The organism is Propionibacterium cyclohexanicum (assembly GCF_900111365.1).
In the GTDB taxonomy this organism is placed as follows: Bacteria; Actinomycetota; Actinomycetes; order Propionibacteriales; family Propionibacteriaceae; genus Propionibacterium; species Propionibacterium cyclohexanicum.
Window position 1 is genome coordinate 53,029 of the sequence record NZ_FOGZ01000015.1, and the last position, 19,935, is coordinate 72,963.

Below are 19,935 nucleotides of genomic sequence, written 5' to 3' on the forward strand. Positions count from 1 at the left end.
CGACCACGAGGGAGTCTGCCATGCCCACGTTCTACGATCCCGGTGCCGACGCCGGGGAAGCATCCGAGGCACTGCGCGGGCTCGCGCACGCCACCCACACCATCGACCATCCCCAAGACATGTACTCCGTCCTCGGCGATCTGCTGTCAGGGGTGAGGTCACTTCGACAGGTCCTCGACCAGCTGAGCACCGCTCACGCCAGCAACCGAAACCTGGCCTTCGACGACTATGGCGACCACGCATCCGGATCGGCCGATGCTCTGGCCGCCGCGGACGAACTCCACCAGACTGCGACGCTCATCGACCAGGCAGAAGACCGGCTCAACGCCGCGATGTCGGCGGCGGGCCGAATCGCGTGGCACACCGAACCCGCCACCAAACAGGTAGCGGTCCGGCGTTGGGTGTCCGTGGTGTTCCTCCAAGATTCGGAGGCCGACGAGGTCCTCGACATGATCGACCGCGACGGCCCCGACACCGCGATGACTTACCTCAAGAACTGGGACTACGGGGAGGAGACGACCGACACGGCATTGGAGGACGGTCACGTCTACGACCTCCCACCGGCAGGTGTGCTCGACCGGGAAGTTCGCGACGGGGACTACCAGATCACCTACAACCACTCCTTCGGTCACGTCGGTCTCTACCGCCTCCACACCATCCAACCGGGCGACGTCCTGGAGGATGAGCCCACCCGCCGTCCCGCCATCGCCCACACGGAATCGCTCCGGCCGGTGCCTGGCGGATCGTGGTTCGAACACCCGGGCGTTGCCCCGGTCAAACAATCACGGGGGCTAGGACTGTGACCGCCCAAGAACCTGAGACCCTGCACACCGCGGTACTCGTCGCCCCAGCCAAGGAACGTCGTCGCCTCCGTAAGCAGCGCCGCCAGGCCGCGGCCCGGCTCCAGGCCGAACAACGCGCCACCGAACGCGAAGCTGCCCGAGCGAAAGCTGACGCAGAGCGCGCCGAACGGAAAGCCACGACCTACCTGCCTGCCGCCGGTGAACCTGGGCCAGCTCAGTTACGTTCACCCGGAAAGCTCAAACTGCCACGGCATCAGGACACGTCCGCCACCCTGGCTGGCGCCTATGCATTCCTCGCGGAGGGAGGACTCGGTGCCGATGGGGTCTTCGTCGGACAGGACCTCTACTCGGGTGGCAGCTTCGTCTACGACCCGTGGGTGCTCTACGCCCGCGGCGTCATCACCGCACCCAACCTGGTGCTGGCGGGCATCGTCGGCTCTGGGAAGTCCTCGCTGGCCAAGAGTCTCTACACCCGGTCCCTCCCTTTCGGGCGGCGCGTCTATGTGCCGGGGGACCCGAAAGGTGAACACACCGCGGTTGCCGAGGCCGTCGGCGGCCGGGCGATCGTGCTGGGCCACGGCCTGTCGACCCGGCTCAATCCGCTGGATGAGGGTTACCGCCCCGCCGGGATGGACGATGCGGAGTGGGCCTCCACCATCGCATCCCGCCGCCGCGACCTCATTGGGGCGCTGGCCGAAACCGTGCTCACCCGGCCCCTGTCGCCGTTGGAGCACACCGCCATCGACACCGCCCTGACCGAGACAGTGCGCGGCAATGACGTGCCGATCCTGCCCATGGTCGTCGACCACGTCCTCAACCCCAGCAAGGCAGCAGATCCGGACGGGCGGCTCGCCGAGGACGGGCGCCTCGTCGGCCACGCCCTGCGCCGATTGGTCGCAGGTGACCTGGCAGGGCTGTTCGACGGCCCCTCGACCGTCACGTTCGACCCGACCCTGCCGATGATCTCCCTCGACCTGTCCCGCGTCGCTGAGAACTCGACGTTGATCTCCGTGTTGATGACGTGCTCCAGCGCGTGGATGGAGTCCGCCCTCCTGGACCCAGCCGGTGGGCAGCGGTGGTGCATCTACGACGAGGCCTGGCGACTCATGTCCCACCCGGCACTCTTGAAGCGAATGGATGCGCACTGGCGGCTCGCCCGCCACTACGGCATCGCCAACATGCTGATCTTCCACAAACTCACCGACCTGGAAAACGTCGGCGACCAAGGCTCCGCCATGCGATCCCTCGCCAACAGCCTCCTGGCCAACGCGGAGACCAGGATCATCTACCGCCAAGAATCCGACCAGCTCGGCACCACCGCCCGCACCCTCGGACTCACCGGCACCGAACAGAAGCTCCTACCCGGGCTGGGCGTCGGCCAAGGCCTGTGGCGCATCAAAGACCGCTCCTTCGTCTGCCAGCACCAACTCCACCCCGACGAACTCGCACTCTTCGACACCACCACCCGCATGACCAGCAAAGTTTAAGAGTTCGTCGAAATACTGGAGCTTTTCGCGGGAACTTGAGCAGCCAATACCCTGCTTGCGCTATCTCGTACTCAAAGCTCGCGGAACCCGACGATGGCGGAGGCGCATGCGCTCTCGTGAGGTTCGACAGTTGCCGACTGTTCAGTGATTGCTGTACGGTCAGTGTATGCTGACTATTGCTTCGCGCCTCGACGTCATGAACCGGCTCGGCCGGGCCATGGCGGACCCGACTCGTTCCCGGATCTTGATGACGCTGCTGGACGGTCCCAACTATCCGGCCGTGCTGTCGCGTGAGCTGGAGCTGACTCGCTCGAACGTCTCGAACCATCTGACCTGCCTGCGTGACTGCGGGATCGTGGTCGCTGAGCCGGAGGGTCGGCAGACCCGTTACGAGATCGCGGACCCGCATCTGGCCGCGGCGCTCACCGCGCTTGTGGATGTGACGCTGGCGGTCGACGAGAGCGCGCCGTGCATTGACCCGACCTGCTCGGTCCCGGGCTGCTGCGACAAGCGCGAGGAGGCCGGGGCATGAGCGCGGCATGCGGCTGCGAGCACGACGCTCCCAACGCTGCCGAGGAGCGCGAGGAAGCCGAGCGCCCTTGGTGGCGCGACCCCGCGATCCTCGTCCCGATCATGTCGGGAGTCTTCTTCCTCGCTGGGCTTATTACGGAGTGGACGGCTGGCGAGAGCGCCGCTGCCGAGGTGACGGCGCTGGTGCTTTTCTGGGTCGGCCTGTTGCTGGGTGCGTGGACGTTCGCTCCCGGGGCGCTGCGGGGCCTGTTCACGAAGGGCAAGCTGGGCATCTCCCTGCTGATGACGATCAGCGCCGTCGGCGCTGTGATCCTCGGCTACGTCGAGGAAGCGGCCGCGCTCGCGTTCCTCTACTCCATCGCCGAGGCGCTGGAGGACAAGGCGATGGACCGCGCCCGCTCGGGGCTGCGCGCACTGCTGAAGCTCGTGCCCGAGACGGCCACCGTGATGCGGGGCGGCACCGCCGTTGAGGTCCCCGCCCGGGAAGTAAAGGTCGGCGACGTCCTGCGGATCCGCCCCGGTGAGCGGGTCGCCACCGATGGCACCGTGTCGTCGGGCCGCAGCAGCCTCGACACCTCGGCCATCACCGGCGAGTCGATCCCGGTGGACGTCGCCGTAGGTGATCAGGTCGCTGCCGGGTCGATCAACGCCTCCGGCGCGCTGGAGATCACCGCGACCGCCGACGGTGCGGACAACTCCCTGACGACCCTGGTGGGACTGGTCGAGCAGGCGCAGCAGGACCGAGGCCAGCGGGCCCGCCTCGCCGATCGGATCGCCCGGCCCCTGGTGCCCGGCGTGATGGTCCTCGCCGTGCTGGTCGGCATGCTCGGCTCGCTGCTCAGCGGCGACCCTCAGACGTGGATCACCCGTGCCCTGGTCGTGCTTGTGGCCGCCTCGCCGTGCGCGCTGGCGATCGCCGTTCCCGTGACGGTGGTCTCTGCGATCGGCGCGGCCAGCCGGTTTGGCGTGATCATCAAGAGCGGGGCCGCGTTCGAGCGTCTGGGCTCTCTGCGCAGGATCGCGGTCGACAAGACCGGCACCCTGACCCGTAATGAGCCCGCGGTCACCGACGTCGCCACAGTCGCCGGGGTCACCCGCGAGGACATGCTTGGCTGGGCCGCGGCGCTGGAGCAGCAAAGCACGCATCCGCTTGCCACCGCCATCACCGAGGCGGCGTCGAGTGTGCCCGACGCGGCCGGAGTGGTTGAGGAGCCCGGCCACGGCGTGACCGGGCAAGTGGACGGCCACGAGATCACAGTAGGCAGCCCGCGATGGATCGCTCCCGGCGTGCTGGCCGACCGGGTCTCGGCGATGGAGGCCGAGGGGCAGACCTGCGTCATGGTCGCCCGCGACGGCGACCTGGTGGGCGCGATCGGCGTCCGCGACGAGCTGCGGCCCGAAGCGCCTGAGGCCGTCGCCGCGCTTCGTGAGCAGGGCGTCGAGGTCGTCATGCTCACCGGGGATAACGTTCGCACCGCCAACGCCCTGGCGAAGATCGCTGGCATCGCCGACGTGCGGGCCGAGCTGCGCCCAGAGGACAAGGCCTCAGAGGTCAAGGCATCGGTCACGCAGCGGCCGACCGGCATGATCGGCGACGGCATCAACGACGCCCCGGCCCTGGCCTCGGCCACGGTCGGGATCGCGATGGGCGCGACCGGGTCCGACGCCGCGATCGAGTCCGCCGACGTCGCCTTCACCGGCCACGACCTGCGCCTCATCCCGCAGGCGCTGCAGCAAGCCCGCCGCGGCCGGGCGATCATGAACCAGAACATCGTGCTGTCGCTCGCGATCATCACCGTGCTGCTGCCTCTCGCGATCACCGGGGTGCTGGGCCTGGCCGCCGTCGTGCTCGTGCATGAGGTCGCCGAGGTCGTCGTCATCGCCAACGGCCTGCGCGCAGCCCGCGCCGAGAAGGTCGCGCTGGCTGCACCCGCGGAGTCGCACTCCGCGTCGCTGGCGAGGGTTTGATCCCACATCATCACGAACAACGATCTAGAGAGGAGACTTCGGCTTGAAGATCACGATCCAGTCCTTCGAGGGCTGTCCGAACCGGGAACTGCTCGACCAGCGGCTCGCGGAGACACTGCGTGGCCGCCGCGACGTGACGGTCATCCATCAGAACATTGAGACTCCCGAGGATGCCGTTCGTTGGCTTCCATGGCTCCCCGACGGTCCTGATCGGTGGGATCGACCCGTTCGCCGACGTCAGCACGGTTGTCGGTCTCGCCTGCCGGTTCTACCGGACTCCCGACGGTCCAGCCGAGGTCCCGACCATCGAGCAGCTGCGCGACGCGATCCAGCGCGCATCCCGGGTGTAGGTCCAGGCGAATCCGAGGTGAGCCCCGGCAACAGTCATCGCTAGCGCGTACTCGTCGACGAGCTTCTGCTCGAAGTCCTCCGCATCTTGGGCGCTGCGCAGCACCTCGTCAACAGTGCCGACCCCGTTCGGCTACTCACCGCGTGAGAGCCCCCAACAAACAACGAACAACCAACACGGCCAAAAACGAAAGACATCTGCATGACACCACAGGACTTGAGCTGTCGTCCTGACACGGAGAACCTTGCACCACGTGGGAAGTAGATCCCTCGGCCAGCCGGGGCGTCAGAACAAACTTGAGTGGATGGAGATTTGAGCCGAGGGGTATCCGGTGCACCTGTTGGACATGAGCATTCACCACAGCCACTCCGTCAACCCCGACGAGACGCCAGTCAGTCTGCCGCTGGCCGTCATCACGGTCGATTCCTACGGTGTCCTCACCGTCACCCTGGACGGCGCCGACTACCCGCAGCCCTCGCCAACCGCGCCGTGGACGAAGGCGCGGTTCGGCGAACTCCTCGACGTCCTCACCGCAGACCGCACACGAACCATCCGGGTCGAGATTCACGAGTCCGACGGCAGCACATTCACTGACATCATTCATGCCGTCCGCACCCCACGCCCCGACCCAATCGACGGACCACCGACGCCTCGTCGGGCCCGTCACCGCCACACACCAGAAACCGCTGAGGTGGCCGGAGCCGGATTCCAGCCGGGCGAAGAGGTCACGGTCGCCCTCGTCCGGAGCACCGTTGAAGCCACTGCGGCGGGGACCGTCCGCGTGACACTAGATCTCAGGGAACTACCCTCGGGCGGCGCGGACATTCTGCTGGTTGGCATCACCTCGGCGCGGGTCGTGACGCGGCGAGTGCCATGAGCACGCAGCGCCAGTCCGGCTCGATGGGTGACGAGCTGACGAACATCCTCATGGTCGGGCTCGCGGCCCTCTTCGGACTCATCCTCGCCATCCGCGGCGCAGGCTCCGTCGCTGCGTTCGTGACCGGCGCCGACCAGCCACAAGCAGGCATCACCGGTGGCCTGGCTGTCCTGTTCAATCCCGGCGATCCAGCGGGCGCGCTCCACGCCGACGGGCTCAACCCCATCGCCTACTGGACCACCCTGACACTCATGCTCGGCTTCCTCGGAGCCGCAGGAGCCTGGGGGTGGATGAAGTGGCGACGTCACTCCCGCGCGGTCGACGTGGACCCACACCGGCTGGCCGGGACCGCCACCAGCCACGAAGTCACCACAGCAGCATCGGCGAAAGCACTGGTCCACCGCGCCAGGACACTCCGCCCGTCCCTGGTCGAGCCAGAACCTCGCGATGTGGGGTTCTTGCTCGGGCAGTCGAAGGGAAAGCAGGTGTGGGCCAGCGTTGAGGACTCCATCCTCCTCATCGGCCCGCCTCGATCCGGCAAGGGCTTACACATTGTTATCCCGGCGATCCTCGACGCGCCCGGTGCCGTGGTCACCACCAGCACTCGGCCCGACAATCTCACCGTCACACTCCGCGCGCGACAGAAGGTCGGGCCCGTCGCCGTATTCGACCCCCAGCACCTCGCCGAAGGCGTCCCCGCTGGATTGCGCTGGTCACCGATCCGCGGCTGCGATGACCCGCTCACGGCCATGATCCGCGCCACCGGGCTCGCGACCGCGACCGGCCTCGCTGACGGCGGGGTGGATGGTGGCGGGTTCTGGGAAGGCAAGACCCGCGTGGCTCTCCAAGCTCTCCTTCATGCCGCCGCGTTGGATCACCGCACGCCCGCCGAGCTGTTCCGTTGGACCCTTGACCCGTCTGCCGCGGCCGACGCCGTCGCGATCCTCACCGGTTCGCCCCACGCAGCAACCGGCTGGGCCGAATCCCTGGAAGCTATGATCGACGCCGATCCCCGCACCCGCGACTCCATCTGGCAAGGAGTCTCCCTGGCGCTGGCAGCACTGGCTGACCCCCGCGTCCTCGACGCGGTCAGCCCCGGGCCCGGTGAGCAGTTCGACCCCGAAGCCTTCATCCGCAACAAGGGCACCCTCTACCTACTGGCCACCGGAGCCGGGGCAGGCAATAGTGCCGCCCTCGTTGCCGCGTTCGTGGAAGACCTCGTCGAAACTGCCCGGCGGATGGCCGCCCGGAACCCGGGCGCTCGGCTTGACCCGCCACTCCTGCTCGCTCTGGACGAGATCGGCAACCTCGCACCCCTCCCATCCCTGCCGACTCTGATGGCGGAAGGTGGAGGTACCGGGATCACGACCATGCCCGTCCTCCAGTCCTTGGCCCAAGCCAGGGACAAGTGGAGCGAGAACCAGGCCGGAGCCATCTGGGACGCCAGCATCGTCAAGATCATCCTCGGCGGCGCCTCCAATAGTCGAGACCTTCAAGACCTCGCCACCCTCATCGGCGAGCGCGACGAGTACACCGATTCCATCACCCTCGGCGACCACGGAACCCGCTCAAACCAGCGCTCCGTACGCCGGGTGCCAATCCTGCCACCCGACCGCATCCGCACCCTCCCATTCGGCACCGGAGTCATCCTCCTGCGCTCCACACCACCGATCATCACCGACCTGAAGCCCTGGCCGAAGCGCGGCGACGCCACGCATCTCACGCGAGACCGCGCGGGCATCGAAGCCCTCCTGCAACGGCCGCCCAGCGCCGAGTAGTTGAACGCTGGGAAGCCGCGTGCACCTGCCTGGCACAGCGGTCCTGATCGATGGGGCCGCCCCAATCTGAAGGGCAGGAGGACAGTCCCATGGCTATCCGTACCCAGCAGTCCATCTCTGGTTTCATCGCCACCGACCCGCAGCTGACGATGACCGATCGCGGGGAAGCCCGCTTCTACGCGAGGTTCGGTCAGGAGAACTTCCACCGCGAGGAGGACGGCTCGTTCACAAAGTTGGAGCCGAGCTTCCACAACCTCGTCATGTACCGGGCTACCGCCGAACGCGCTTTCGAGCGGTTCACCAAGGGCGACAGCTTCGTCGCAGAGGGATACGCCCACGAGTACTCCTACGAACGGGACGGTCAGAGCCTGTCGGGTGAAGAGTTCGTGGCCAAGAAGATCGGCCACGACACCGCCCGCACCCGCTACGAGGTCGATCGTGCTCCCCGCAAGGTCGCCGCCCAGGAGACCGTGCAGCGTGAGCAGGAGCGTGCGTTCGACCCTCCAGTCTCGCGGCCGACCACCAATACGCCGATGCTCGGCCGCTGAACAAGGACAGGAGCGCACCATGACTACTCACACCCCAGGCATCGACGACGAGCCCGACTACGACGACACGCAAAACCTGGTCGCCGAGCCTCCGCACCCGATCAACTGGAATCTGCTGACGGCTGACGATCTGGAACAGGAACTGCTGGAACTGAACCGGTGGGTCGACTGGCTGCGCCACACCTATGGCCTCCCGGCCTCCGTCGTCCCGCCCTACTGGCACCGCCACCCCGAACTGCTCTGGGAACTCTCCGCCCTCCACCTGCACTGGCTGTGCGCCTACGACCCCGATCAGAACGGCTCCGCACCGCTGGGCTGGCACCGCGACTTCGCCGACGCCCGCCAGCGCCTCCGCGACTGGGTCACCTCCTCCGGCACCAGGCTGGATCGCGACCGGCCGACCCGGCAAACGACCTGGCCCGGCGAAGCGTCTGCCGAACACGCCCTGGAGACCGTGATCACTGATCGGGATGCAGACTTCGTCCAGTACGTTCTCGACCAAGTTGAGGCACGCCAGCAGGCCGAAGACGCCTTCTACGCCAGCATCGACGAAAACACCGGAGAGATCCACGACCGCTCCGAGAGTCCCCAAGGTGAGTGAGCCTGATGGTTCGCTCCTACAAACGCACGACGGACCGGCCGGACGCCAACCGACCGGTCCGCGTGCGCTACCTCAAACGCGACCAGATCGACGCCGAGAAGGTCGCCGAAGTCCTCATCCGCATCGCCCTGCGTGCCGCAGGCAATGGCACCACAACCGGCAACGCCGGAAGCTACCTTCGTGACCTTCTCACGTCAGGCCGGTAAACTGGCCCCCAAAGCACAACGAACCGGCGTCGTTGGCACCAGACTCTTAAGCCCCGCAATCGGGGTGTTCTTCCTATTTACTGACGTGACCGCCATCCGGCGCCCCACAAGACCCTAACCAGGGTCCAGTGAAAGGCGGTCACCATGACACTCGCACCCCTACCCTCTGGCCTCGACATGGGCGAGCTGCATAAGCTCGCCGCCACAGCCGCCCAGATCCAGCGCACCTCGACCCCAGACAACGCTGATGGTCTGGTGCCTGCAATCAGTTACCTGCGGGTCTCCACCAAGGACCAGGCCACCCGCAACGGCCTCGACGAAGGCCTGTCCATCCCAGCCCAGCGGGAGGCCGCCCAGCGCAAGGCCGACCAGCTTGGCGCCGTCATCGTCAAAGAGTTCATCGAACCCGGCGAGTCCGCCAAGACCGCGCAGCGCCGCGCCCTCCAGGACATGCTCGACTACGTCACCGAGAACCCCGTCCAGTACTGCATCATCAACAAGGTCGACCGCCTGGCCCGGAACCGCCTCGACGACGCGATCATCCATGCGACACTCCGGGACGCGAACATCAGCCTGGTCTCCGTGACTGAGAACATCGATGAAACCCCATCGGGAATGCTCATGCACGGCATCCTCGCCTCCATGGCGGAGTTCTACTCCCTGAACCTTGCTCAAGAAGTCCTCAAAGGCATGACCCAGAAGGCCAGCATGGGCGGCACTCCTGCCAAGGCACCCCTCGGATACTTGAACGTGCGCACCACCGACGCGAAAGGCCATGAAGTCCGCGACGTCACCGTCGATGTCGAGCGGGCCGACCTCATCAAGTTTGCCTTCACCGCCTACGCCACCGGCAACTGGACCCTCTCCTCCCTCGCCACCGAGTTGGAAGCCCGCGGACTCACGTCGCGCCCAACTCCTGCGCGCCCGGCCAAGCCGATCACGACCACGGCCCTACACAAGATCCTTACCAACCCCTATTACCAGGGAAGCGTCACGTTCAGGGGCGTCACCTACGACGGAACCCACACGGCCCTGATCGACTCCGAGACCTGGCTGCGCGTTCAGAAGCAGCTTGATGACAAGAACCAGCGCGGCGAACGACCCCAGAAGTACGACCACTACCTCAAGGGCACCCTGTACTGCTCGTGCGGCGCCAAGATGATGATCGAACGCCCCCGCGACAAACAGGGTGACCGCTACGAGTACTTCACCTGCTCCGGACGCCGCAAGAAGAACGGCTGCACCAGGTCCGCCATCCTCACCGACCGCATCGAGAACCAGATCGAATCCACCTACAACACCAACGGCCTCACGGCCACCGAAGCCGATCGTGTCCGCGAAGTCCTCGGCACCGTCTTCGATCAGCTCGAAGCCACCACCGACGACGAACGCTCACTCCTCCTCACGCAGAAGGAGAAGCTCGACGCCGAGCGACTCAAGCTCGTCCAAGCCCACTACGCCGACGCCATTCCACTCGACCTCCTCAAGTCCGAACAAGACCGCATCCGCACCAACCTCGACGCCATCGAACACCGGCTGGAGAACCTCGCCACCAGCTACAAGGACGCCCGCGACGGCCTCGACCAACTCGCCGACATCCTCACCGACCTCGGCGACGTCTACGCCCGATGCGAACCTGCTGAACGCCGCATCCTCAACCGAGCCCTCTTCGACAAGATCATCCTCGACGACGAAGACCACGTTGACTACGTCCCCACAGATGCCGTCAGCGTGACAATTGCCCAAGCCAGGGCCACACAGCCGCCCAATCTGGGCACAAAAACGAACTTGCCCCGCCATCAGGCGGGGCAAGTTTCGAATTTCTCATCTTTGGTGGAGCTAAGGGGATTCGAACCCCTGGCCTCTTCCATGCCATGGAAGCGCGCTACCAACTGCGCCATAGCCCCAACTGTTGGATCGATCGCCCTTGCGGGCGAAGCGACCTGAGAATACTAGCGCGAACGATCGGTCGTGACAAAACAGGCGGGCTGCCACCTCGCGTGGGTCGCCGCAGTCACCTCCCGGGCCGTCAGCATGGCGGTCCGCCCGCCGAGAGGCGTCACCCAGGGATGAGAAGCGCGGTGATCTGCCGCTGGCTCGAGTTCGCGAGGATGAGGGTCGTATCGCCCCGCTGCTTGTCCATCCTGATCTCGCCGCGCTGGGTCTGGCCTGCCGAGATGCGGCCGTCCGACATCGGTCCCGTGGCCCGCACCTGATCGGTGCTCGCGTTGTCGAGACCGAAGAACATGTACGACAGTGACCCGGAGTCCGCCGTGAGTGTCATTTGAACGACGACACCCTCCGTGTCCCAGGTGGTGGAGTCGATGGTCCACGTTCCCGAGAAGCCAGAGGTGGACACAGGAATGGTGTTCGTCACCGAAGCGGTGCCTGGCGGCGGGCTCGTCGCCGGCTGAGGTGCCGCCGGCGAACTCACCTGTGGTGTCGGTGTGACGGCGCCCGGACTTGGGTCAATGCTCGGTCTGCGGGTCGCCACGACGATGATCGCCGCAACCACCGCGACAGTGAGCAGTGCCACCAGCAGGATCGGACCACGCCGGGGGCGCAGCTGATATGCCGTGATCGCGGCGGTATCTCCCTGTTCCTTCTCGGACGCGGAACGGGCCGATGCGTCGACATCCGAGTCCTGCCGGGCCGTCGAGGGGGAGGGGGGCGATTGATATCGCCGGGAGCGGTCACCGGCAGCCCCCGCCGAGGCCTGCCATGCCGCGGAATCACGGCCTGGTGCCGGTAGCGGCTGGTCACCATAGGGGTCGACGTCGTACGCCGGGTCCTGCGACCCGCCGGGCCCGGTCGGGTGTGGCTGTTGCGGCTCGCTCATGGTGACCACAGCCTATGTCCGGTGGCTGTCAGCGCGCCGGCGTGCACGTCCTGGCCCACTGGCGCGAGCTGTGCACAGGGGTGATCGAGCTGACCGATCCTCTAGCGGATCACCAACAGTCCTGGCATGGGAAGACACCAGGCCAGGAAGCTGAAGTCCAGCAAGCACGCTGCCCGCGTGCGGGTGTCCGGCCCCGACGACTTGTTGGCGATCGTGCCATTCTGGCTCGGCTATCGGCCCGAGAACTGCGTTGTCGTCATGGTCGAGGCACAGGGTCTGATCCGCTCCGGTTGCGCCATCGCGCTCGACCAGTGCCACGACACCGAGCTGCTGGGCTCGGCCCTGGGGCTGCTGTGCGAGCGCACCGGGGCGGACAGCTTCCTGCTCGTCGCCTACGGAAATCCGCGGTGCGCCGTACCGGCACTGGAGCAGGTGCGTCGGGAACTGACAGCTCAGACCGTCGTAGAGAGCATTGTGGTGCACGACGGACGCTACTGGGCGTCGAGCAGGGCAGACGATCCACAGTCCAGCCCCGGACGCGTGCTGGACTGCGATGCCTCGCCCGTGACGGTGGCCGCCGTGGAGGCCGGGCTCCAGGTCCTGGGCTCACGCGCGGACGTCGCCGCCATGCTCGCCGGGCCGGATGAATCCGACGACGAGGCCGCCTTCTGGTGGGCCGAGGCCCAGGAAAACACCGCCGGCTGGGATCTCAGCCGCTGCATACAGCTGGTCGACGAGTGCCTGGCCGAAGCAGTCGGCGCGCTGCACCAGCCCGACACCCAACGGTGTGCCCAGCTTGGCGCGGTGGTGCAGCGCATTGCGGTGCGCGATCACGCGTGGCTCGCGATGAGCCTGGAGGATGGCTGGCGCCATCAGCAGCTGTGGCTGTGGGTGGTGGCAGTGACACCGGAGCCCTATGCGGCCCCCGCCCTGTGCCTGTCGGGCATCGCCTCGTGGCTGAGCGGCGGGGGAGCGCTGCTCACCGAGTGCGTCAACCGTTGCGAGCGGCTCCACCCCGACTACTCCATGCTCACGATCCTTCGCGAGTTGCACGATGGCGCTGTCCCGCCCAGCGTGTGGCGCAGGTGGTCGGCGTCCATGGCTGGGATCGGCACAACCGGTGCGGACGGCCCTGCGCCACCTCAACGATGAAGCCCGACCATGTCAGGGACTCGGGGTCACACAGACCAATGGTGTGCATCTACTATGCTGTGCGCCATGCATGGTTGCGTCGAGCTTCTTGGCCGGCCACGACCACGATGCCGGTGACACGCTGGCGCCTGGCCGTGGCTCCCTGATGTCCCCTCGGGCATCAGGGTTTTTGTCTGTCGGGGCAGCACACGCGATCATCATGGCGCGAAATCAGCGAATTCACATCCACCGGTGTGAATGGCACAGGAGGCACAAGACAGTGAGCCAGGTCGGGTCGGGAGAACAGGTACACACCGAGGAGGTGGGTCGGGCAGGCTACGACGCGAAGGCGGCGGAGGCGAAGTGGCAGAAGTACTGGGCCGACCACGAAACCTTCCGGGCCCGCGACGACGACGCCCGTGAGCGGCGTTACGTCCTCGACATGTTCCCCTATCCCTCCGGTGACCTGCACATGGGCCACGCCGAGGCGTACGCCATGGGGGATGTGGTTGCGCGGATGTGGCGACTGCGGGGCTACAACGTCATGCACCCGATCGGGTGGGATGCCTTCGGCCTGCCGGCCGAGAACGCGGCAATCCGCAACAACGAGCATCCGGCACGCTGGACCTACGAGAACATCGCCACCCAGAAGAAGTCCTTCCAGCGCTACGGCCTGAGCCTGGACTGGAGCCGGGAACTGCACACCTGCGACGAGGAGTACTACGTCTGGACGCAGTGGCTCTTTCTAGAGTTCTTCAAGAAGGGATTGGCGTACCGCAAGGACGGATACGTCAACTGGTGCCCCAAGGACCAGACCGTGCTCGCCAACGAACAGGTCAAGGAGGGACTGTGCGAGCGCTGCGGCTCGGTCGTGACCAAGCGGGAACTCACCCAGTGGTATTTCCGGATCACCGACTACGCCCAGCAACTGCTCGACGACATGGCCCAGCTCGAGGGCAAGTGGCCCGACCGGGTGCTGGCAATGCAGCGCAACTGGATCGGGCGCTCCGAGGGCGCCTGGGTCGACTTCACCATCGAGGGACGTGACAAGCCGGTCACGGTGTTCACGACCCGACCCGACACCCTCTACGGGGCGACCTTCATGGTCGTCGCACCCGATTCGGCGCTGGCGAACGAGATCGTCGCCGATGCCCAGCGTCCCGGCTTCGAGGAGTACCTGGAGAAGGTGAAGCGCTCCAACGAGATCGAGCGCTTGTCCACCGAGCACGTCAAGACCGGTGTTCCGCTGGGAGTGGAGGCCATCAACCCCGTCAACGGCGAGAGGATCCCGGTCTGGGCAGCCGACTACGTGCTCTCCGAGTACGGCTCGGGGGCCATCATGGCCGTGCCCGCGCACGACCAGCGTGATCTCGATTTCGCGAAGAAGTACAACCTGCCGGTGCGCCGGGTCATCGACACCGGTGAGCCCGATCCGGCCGAATCAGGCATTGCCACCACCGGCGACGGCAGCTATGTGAACTCCGGGCCCCTCGACGGTCTCTCGGACAAGGATTCGGGCAAGAAGAGGATCATCGCGCAGCTGGAGGAACAGTCCACCGGCAAAGCCACCGTCACCTACCGGCTGCGTGACTGGCTGCTGTCGCGCCAGCGCTTCTGGGGCTGCCCCATCCCCATCATCCACTGCCCGCACTGCGGAGATGTCGCCGTACCGGTCGAGCAGCTGCCGGTGAGGCTTCCCGACCTGCGCGGCGAGGAGCTGGCACCCAAGGGTGTCTCGCCGCTGGCCGCCGCGACGGCCTGGAAGAACGTGCCCTGCCCGGCCTGCGGGGCCCCCGCCCAACGCGACACCGACACGATGGACACCTTCGTGGACTCCTCGTGGTATTTCCTGCGCTACTGCTCCCCGGGCTACGACAAGGGTCCGTTCCGCCCCGAGGACCTCGCCCGATGGGCCCCGATCGACCAGTATGTCGGGGGAGTCGAACATGCCACCATGCACCTGCTGTATTCCCGATTCTTCACCAAGGTGCTGCGCGATCTCGGCTACCTGAACTTCAGCGAGCCCTTCACACGGCTGCTCAACCAGGGCCAGGTGATCAACGAGGGCAAGGCGATGAGCAAATCGCTGGGCAACGGCGTCGACCTGGGTCAGCAGCTCGATGCCTACGGCGTCGACGCGGTTCGCCTCACCGTGGTCTTCGCCGGCCCCCCCGAGGACGACATCGACTGGGCCGATGTCTCTCCGGCAAGCTCGCTGCGCTTCCTCCAACGGGCCCATCGTCTCGCCCTCGAGGTGAGCTCGCGGCCCGGCAGCAACCCCGCCAGCGGCGATCCGACGCTGCGCAAGGCCACCCACAAGGCCATCAGCACCATCGGCGAACTCATCGAATCCGGCCGGTTCAATGTGGCCGTCGCCCGCATCATGGAGCTGGTCAACGCCACCCGCAAGACCCTCGATGCGCCGGGCGCAGGCGGTGCTGATCCCGCGGTGCGGGAGGCGACCGAGTTCATCGCCCAGGCGCTGAGCCTGTTCGCCCCCTACGTCGCCGAGGAGATGTGGGAAACACTCGGACACGAGCCCTCTATCGCCAACAGCACGTGGCCCTCTGCGGATCCGGCGCTGCTCGCCGCCGACGAGGTGACCCTCGTCGTCCAGGTCCAGGGCAAGGTGCGGGCGAAGCTGCAGGTCGATCCCCAGATCGGCGAGCGGCAGGCAGTCGCGGCCGCACTGGCCGACGACAACGTGCAACGCGCTCTGGCCGGACGGCCGGTGCTCAAGACCATCGTGAAATTGCCCCGGCTCGTGAGCATCGTTCCAGGCGCCTGAGCCCGGATCGCACAAAGCTGGGATCATGCCACCGCGTGACGAGAGGATCGGTATGGACTGGCTGCTGAGGGGCGTCGACGTTCTCGGACAGGGTGAGCGGGAGCTCTACCTGCACCGGGGTCGGCTCGATGATCCGGCTGAGGCGCCGCAGGGCACCCCTGTCGTGGACTGCACGGGTCTGGTCGCGCTACCGGCCCTGGTCGATCCGCACACCCACCTGCGTGATCCGGGAAGCGGCCGCTCGGAGACCATCGCCTCCGGTCTGAGAGCGGCTGCCGCGGGGGGTTATGGTGCAGTCTTCGCGATGCCGAACACCACCCCGGTCGCCGACAGCGCCGGAATCGTCGAGTACGAGGTCGACACGGCGGCAGCCCTGGGCGGTGCCGATCTGTACGCCATCGGCGCCGTCACCAAGGGGCAGCAAGGCGAGGAACTGGCCGAGATCGCAGCAATGGCAGCGAGCCGCGCCCACGTTGCCATGTTCAGCGACGACGGCCACTGCGTCGCACGCTCCGATGTGATGCGCGACGCCCTCATCGCCATCCGCGATGCCGGTGCGGTGCTTGCCCAGCACGCCCAGGATCCGCTGCTCACTGTCGGCGCCCAGCTCGACGACGGCGAGCTGGCCGCACGCCTTGGCAAGACCGGCTGGCCGAAGATGGCGGAGTCGGTGATCATCGCCCGCGATGCGATCATGGCCGCTGAACTGGGGGCCCGGCTGCACGTCTGCCATGTGTCGACCGCGAGTGGCGTCGAGGTCGTGCGCTGGGCCAAGTCGATGGGTTATCCCGTGACAGCCGAGGCAAGCCCCCATCACCTCGCGCTCACCGTCGAGGATGCTGCCGGCCTCGATCCGGCCTTCAAGGTCAATCCGCCGCTTCGCAGCCCGGCAGATGTCGCAGCAGTGCGCTCGGCCTTCCTCGACGGCACGCTGGACATGGTGGGAACCGACCATGCCCCCCACCCCGACGACGCCAAGGCATGCGGATGGGACCAGGCGGCCAATGGCATGCTGGGGCTCGAGACCGCACTGGCCGTCGTTGCGGACCTGTTCGTGCGCACAGGCCAGATGAGCTGGGCCCAGCTGGCCCAGCGCATGTCGGACCGTCCAGCCGAGCTTCTTCGCCTGGGTGACTCCTATGGCGCCGATCTGACGCTCGGGCGGCCCGCAAGCCTGTGCCTGATCGCCCCTGACCAGCCATGGCAGGTCGATCCACGCCAGCTGGCGTCCATCGCACACAACACCCCCTATGCGCGCCGCAGCTATCACGCGCGGGTCGTCGCCACGGTGCTGAGAGGCGTGCCCATCTTCGATTTGAACGCCAGATTTGCCATGACATGATGGCGAGTGGGCGCACGAGAAGCGTCATCGCCGGAGTTGTCCGGTGACATCTGCTCATGGAGGCGACATGGTGCGCGATTACGAATATGTGCAGCGCGATGGCAAGGAAATCATGCGGATCGCAGCCCGCGGCCGAGACGTGCTCACCCACCCGATGATCAATTTCGGGACCGCCTATACCCATGAGCAGCGCCGCGCGCTGGGCATCAGTGGATTGCTGCCGTCCGGGGTGATGAGCGTCTACGAGCAGATCAAACGGCTCTACCGCCAGTATCTTGCCGAACCCAGCGATCTGGCCCGGTTCGTGTTCCTCAGCGGCTTGCAGGATCGCAACGAGATCCTGTTCTACCGGCTCCTGTCCGAGCACATCGAGGAAATGCTCCCCATCATCTACACCCCCACGATCGGACGGGCCATCCAGGAGTACAGCCACCTGTACCAGCGCCCGCGCGGCGTGTTCATCGACATCGACCACCCGGAGATGATGGAGCAATCGCTGCTTGACTATGGGAGAAGCCCTGATGATGTCGACCTCATCGTGGTGACCGATTCTGAGGGGATCCTCGGCATCGGCGACCAGGGTGTGGGCGGGGTGGCCATCACCGTCGGCAAGCTGTCGGTCTACACAGCTGCCGCCGGCATCCACCCCGGACGTGCGCTGCCTGTCGTGCTTGACACCGGCACCGACAATCTGCAGTTGCTCAATGACGAGGGCTATCTCGGAGTACGGCACTCGCGGGTGCGCGGTGAGCGCTATGACGAGTTCATCGACAACTTCACCACGACGGCGCACCGGATCTTCCCGCATGCCATGGTGCACTGGGAGGATTTCGGCCCGGCGAATGCGCATCGCATTCTGGCCCGCTATCGCGATGAGTTGTGCACCTTCAACGACGACATCCAGGGAACAGCTGCGGTGGTCGCCGCAGCGGCACTCTCGGCGGTTCGGCGCTCCGGTGTGCCATTGCGCGATCAGCGGATCGTCATCTACGGAGCCGGCACCGCAGGGGTCGGAATCTCTGATCTGCTGGTCCAGCTGCTCACCGATGAAGGACTCACGCCACAGCAGGCCCGTGCACATTTCTGGGCCCTCGGCAGTCGCGGCCTCATTGTCGAGGGCTCGCGAATGCGCGATTTCCAGCAGCCTTATGCACGGTCCCAGGCCGATGTTGCCGACTGGGAGGCCGCGAACGGCGGCTTCGGCCTGGCGGAGGTCGTGCGCCGGGTCCACCCGACGATGCTGATCGGCTGCTCCGCCCAGTCCGGAGCGTTCACCGAGCCGATCATCACGCAGATGGCCTCCTATCAGGACCGCCCCATCATCATGCCGCTGTCGAATCCCACCTCGAAGGCCGAAGCGCTGCCTGGCGATGTGCTGGACTGGACCGACGGGAAGGCGCTCATCGCCACCGGCTCGCCCTTCGCACCGCTGGACCATCACGGCGTCCGTTATCTCGTCGCCCAGGCGAACAATGCATTGGTCTTCCCCGGAATCGGCCTTGGGGTGATCACGAGCCGGGCTACCCGGGTCAGTGAGCGGATGATCCTGGCCGCTGCGAAGGCCGTCGCCGCCGCGAGCCCGAGCGACGCCCCCGGAGCATCGCTGCTGCCGTCGGTGAGTGAGCTGCGGTCGGTCTCGGCGCAGGTGGGTCTTGCCGTGGCACGGCAGGCCGTCGCCGAGGGGCTGGCCGAGGTCATCCCCGAAGACGACGTACAAGCCATCTCCGACCAGATGTGGCGTCCCGAGTACCCGGAGGTGGAAGCCGTCGAGTCGCTGTGAGCAGCGCTGCCAGCAGCCAGTGGTAGTTTTCCCCAGCCGTGGGCCAGCTGACCGAAGCGCGAGGTGCGCGGACACGGTAGGGGCGTGCGGCGCAAACCACTCCCCACTCACGACAGCGAGCAGATTGCCGAGCGTCTGAGGCTTCTCATGGCCGGCGAGCCGCCGCTGTCTGCGCCGCGCAGGCCGGCGGCCGGGCGGTACGGCGACGGAATTCCCGGCGAGGACGACGACTGGATCACTGGTGAGGGCGACGACGGGATCACCGGTGATGAGCATGATGGAATCCTCGAGCAGCACCGCGGCAATCGAATCGTCGACTCCGAGCAGGTCGGTGCCAAGGACAAGAGGCACGAGCCCCTTGCGGCGCTGAGCCCACCGGATCGGCCACCGCTCGTCCGGGGGGCGCGCGAGTTCGCCCGGGCCCACCTCGCCGTGATCGCGGTGATCTGTGCCGCCCTGCTGCTCTTCGCCGGTAGCCAGGTGCTGGGAGCCCGGGCAATACCGGTTCCCGGCGCGCCGGGGTCCGCGCCACAGGGCTTCGCCGCCGGCTCACCAGGAGCGCCCTCATCCAGCCCGCCGGCACACCCCGCTGCGCTGCAGATCCACGTAACAGGCGCCGTGCGCTCCCCAGGGGTGCATGCCCTGGAACAGGGAGCGCGGGTCGCCGACGCGATCGCGGCTGCCGGTGGCCTCGACGAGACCGCCGACATCGGTGATCTCAACCTGGCCGCTCCGGTGTGCGACGGATGCCAGCTGATGGTCGGCACGAAGGCGATGCCCCACGGTGAACTGCGCGCGCCCACGGCCAATACGGCTCTTCATAGATGAGGGTGTAGGGCATGTCGCGCGGTCGGGTGGCGCGTCGGTGTGGGGGGAGGGGTCGAGGTCTTCCGAGGATGGAGGTTCC

At 66.7% G+C, this 19,935-nt stretch carries 17 protein-coding genes, 1 tRNA gene and 1 pseudogene; 16 read left to right on the forward strand and 3 right to left on the reverse strand.

The window, feature by feature from the left end:
- The first annotated feature begins 20 nt into the window (after positions 1–20).
- The 11 genes and pseudogenes from BMX93_RS08185 to BMX93_RS13555 form a co-directional block, all read left to right on the forward strand.
- Positions 21–803, forward strand: coding sequence for a hypothetical protein (locus BMX93_RS08185; protein WP_091969937.1), 783 nt, complete (start codon positions 21–23; stop codon positions 801–803).
- Positions 800–2,290, forward strand: coding sequence for an ATP-binding protein (locus BMX93_RS08190; RefSeq protein ID WP_091969939.1), 1,491 nt, complete (start codon positions 800–802; stop codon positions 2,288–2,290). The genes BMX93_RS08185 and BMX93_RS08190 overlap by 4 nt, the downstream gene beginning before the upstream one ends.
- A 166-nt stretch (positions 2,291–2,456) precedes the next feature.
- Positions 2,457–2,822: a Cd(II)/Pb(II)-sensing metalloregulatory transcriptional regulator CmtR gene (gene cmtR / locus BMX93_RS08195; RefSeq protein ID WP_062820558.1), complete on the forward strand. Its 366-nt coding sequence runs from the start codon at positions 2,457–2,459 to the stop codon at positions 2,820–2,822.
- Positions 2,819–4,789, forward strand: coding sequence for a heavy metal translocating P-type ATPase (locus tag BMX93_RS08200; protein WP_025402370.1), 1,971 nt, complete (start codon positions 2,819–2,821; stop codon positions 4,787–4,789). Before cmtR ends, BMX93_RS08200 begins: the two co-directional genes overlap by 4 nt.
- Before the next feature lie 170 nt (positions 4,790–4,959).
- Positions 4,960–5,139, forward strand: a complete 180-nt coding sequence (locus BMX93_RS13320) for a hypothetical protein (RefSeq protein WP_224209226.1) — start codon at positions 4,960–4,962, stop codon at positions 5,137–5,139.
- 345 nt (positions 5,140–5,484) lie between these two features.
- On the forward strand, positions 5,485–6,015 hold the full coding sequence (locus tag BMX93_RS08210) for a hypothetical protein (protein ID WP_052337635.1): 531 nt from the start codon (positions 5,485–5,487) through the stop codon (positions 6,013–6,015).
- Positions 6,012–7,793, forward strand: coding sequence for a type IV secretory system conjugative DNA transfer family protein (locus BMX93_RS08215; protein WP_062820557.1), 1,782 nt, complete (start codon positions 6,012–6,014; stop codon positions 7,791–7,793). The genes BMX93_RS08210 and BMX93_RS08215 overlap by 4 nt, the downstream gene beginning before the upstream one ends.
- An 89-nt stretch (positions 7,794–7,882) precedes the next feature.
- Positions 7,883–8,341, forward strand: a complete 459-nt coding sequence (locus BMX93_RS08220) for a single-stranded DNA-binding protein (RefSeq protein WP_025402367.1) — start codon at positions 7,883–7,885, stop codon at positions 8,339–8,341.
- A 19-nt stretch (positions 8,342–8,360) separates the two neighbouring features.
- Positions 8,361–8,942 (forward strand): hypothetical protein, encoded by a 582-nt coding sequence (locus BMX93_RS08225; RefSeq protein ID WP_025402366.1) that lies wholly within the window; start codon positions 8,361–8,363, stop codon positions 8,940–8,942.
- Positions 8,943–8,947: 5 nt separating this feature from the next.
- The gene (locus BMX93_RS08230) at positions 8,948–9,148 is read left to right on the forward strand and encodes a hypothetical protein (protein ID WP_025402365.1); all 201 of its coding nucleotides are present in this window, start codon (positions 8,948–8,950) and stop codon (positions 9,146–9,148) included.
- Positions 9,149–9,325: 177 nt separating this feature from the next.
- Positions 9,326–10,429 (forward strand): annotated as a pseudogene (locus BMX93_RS13555) (recombinase family protein); the annotation flags it as partial.
- 111 nt (positions 10,430–10,540) lie between these two features.
- On the opposite strand, the gene BMX93_RS08250 reads toward BMX93_RS13555, so the two are convergent.
- The 3 genes from BMX93_RS08250 to BMX93_RS08260 form a co-directional block, all read right to left on the reverse strand.
- Positions 10,541–10,849: a hypothetical protein gene (locus tag BMX93_RS08250; RefSeq protein ID WP_143052857.1), complete on the reverse strand. Its 309-nt coding sequence runs from the start codon at positions 10,847–10,849 to the stop codon at positions 10,541–10,543.
- Positions 10,850–10,979: 130 nt separating this feature from the next.
- A tRNA-Ala gene (locus BMX93_RS08255) sits at positions 10,980–11,055 on the reverse strand.
- Between the two features lie 152 nt (positions 11,056–11,207).
- Entirely contained in the window at positions 11,208–11,987 is a 780-nt protein-coding gene (locus BMX93_RS08260; RefSeq protein ID WP_143052858.1) for a hypothetical protein, read from the reverse strand.
- Between the two features lie 126 nt (positions 11,988–12,113).
- Between BMX93_RS08260 and BMX93_RS08265 the strand changes: the two genes are divergently transcribed.
- From BMX93_RS08265 to BMX93_RS08285, 5 genes are all read left to right on the forward strand, one after another.
- Positions 12,114–13,139 (forward strand): DUF4192 domain-containing protein, encoded by a 1,026-nt coding sequence (locus tag BMX93_RS08265; protein ID WP_091969945.1) that lies wholly within the window; start codon positions 12,114–12,116, stop codon positions 13,137–13,139.
- A gap of 301 nt (positions 13,140–13,440) precedes the next feature.
- The gene (gene leuS / locus BMX93_RS08270; RefSeq protein WP_245725801.1) at positions 13,441–15,906 is read left to right on the forward strand and encodes a leucine--tRNA ligase; all 2,466 of its coding nucleotides are present in this window, start codon (positions 13,441–13,443) and stop codon (positions 15,904–15,906) included.
- A gap of 25 nt (positions 15,907–15,931) precedes the next feature.
- Positions 15,932–17,248 carry a dihydroorotase gene (locus BMX93_RS08275; RefSeq protein WP_245725799.1) on the forward strand — a complete coding sequence of 439 codons (1,317 nt, stop codon included), beginning with the start codon at positions 15,932–15,934 and terminating at the stop codon, positions 17,246–17,248.
- Positions 17,249–17,315: 67 nt separating this feature from the next.
- Positions 17,316–19,028: an NAD-dependent malic enzyme gene (locus BMX93_RS08280; protein WP_091969948.1), complete on the forward strand. Its 1,713-nt coding sequence runs from the start codon at positions 17,316–17,318 to the stop codon at positions 19,026–19,028.
- An 84-nt stretch (positions 19,029–19,112) separates the two neighbouring features.
- Positions 19,113–19,856 (forward strand): SLBB domain-containing protein, encoded by a 744-nt coding sequence (locus BMX93_RS08285; RefSeq protein WP_245725800.1) that lies wholly within the window; start codon positions 19,113–19,115, stop codon positions 19,854–19,856.
- Positions 19,857–19,935: the final 79 nt, after the last annotated feature.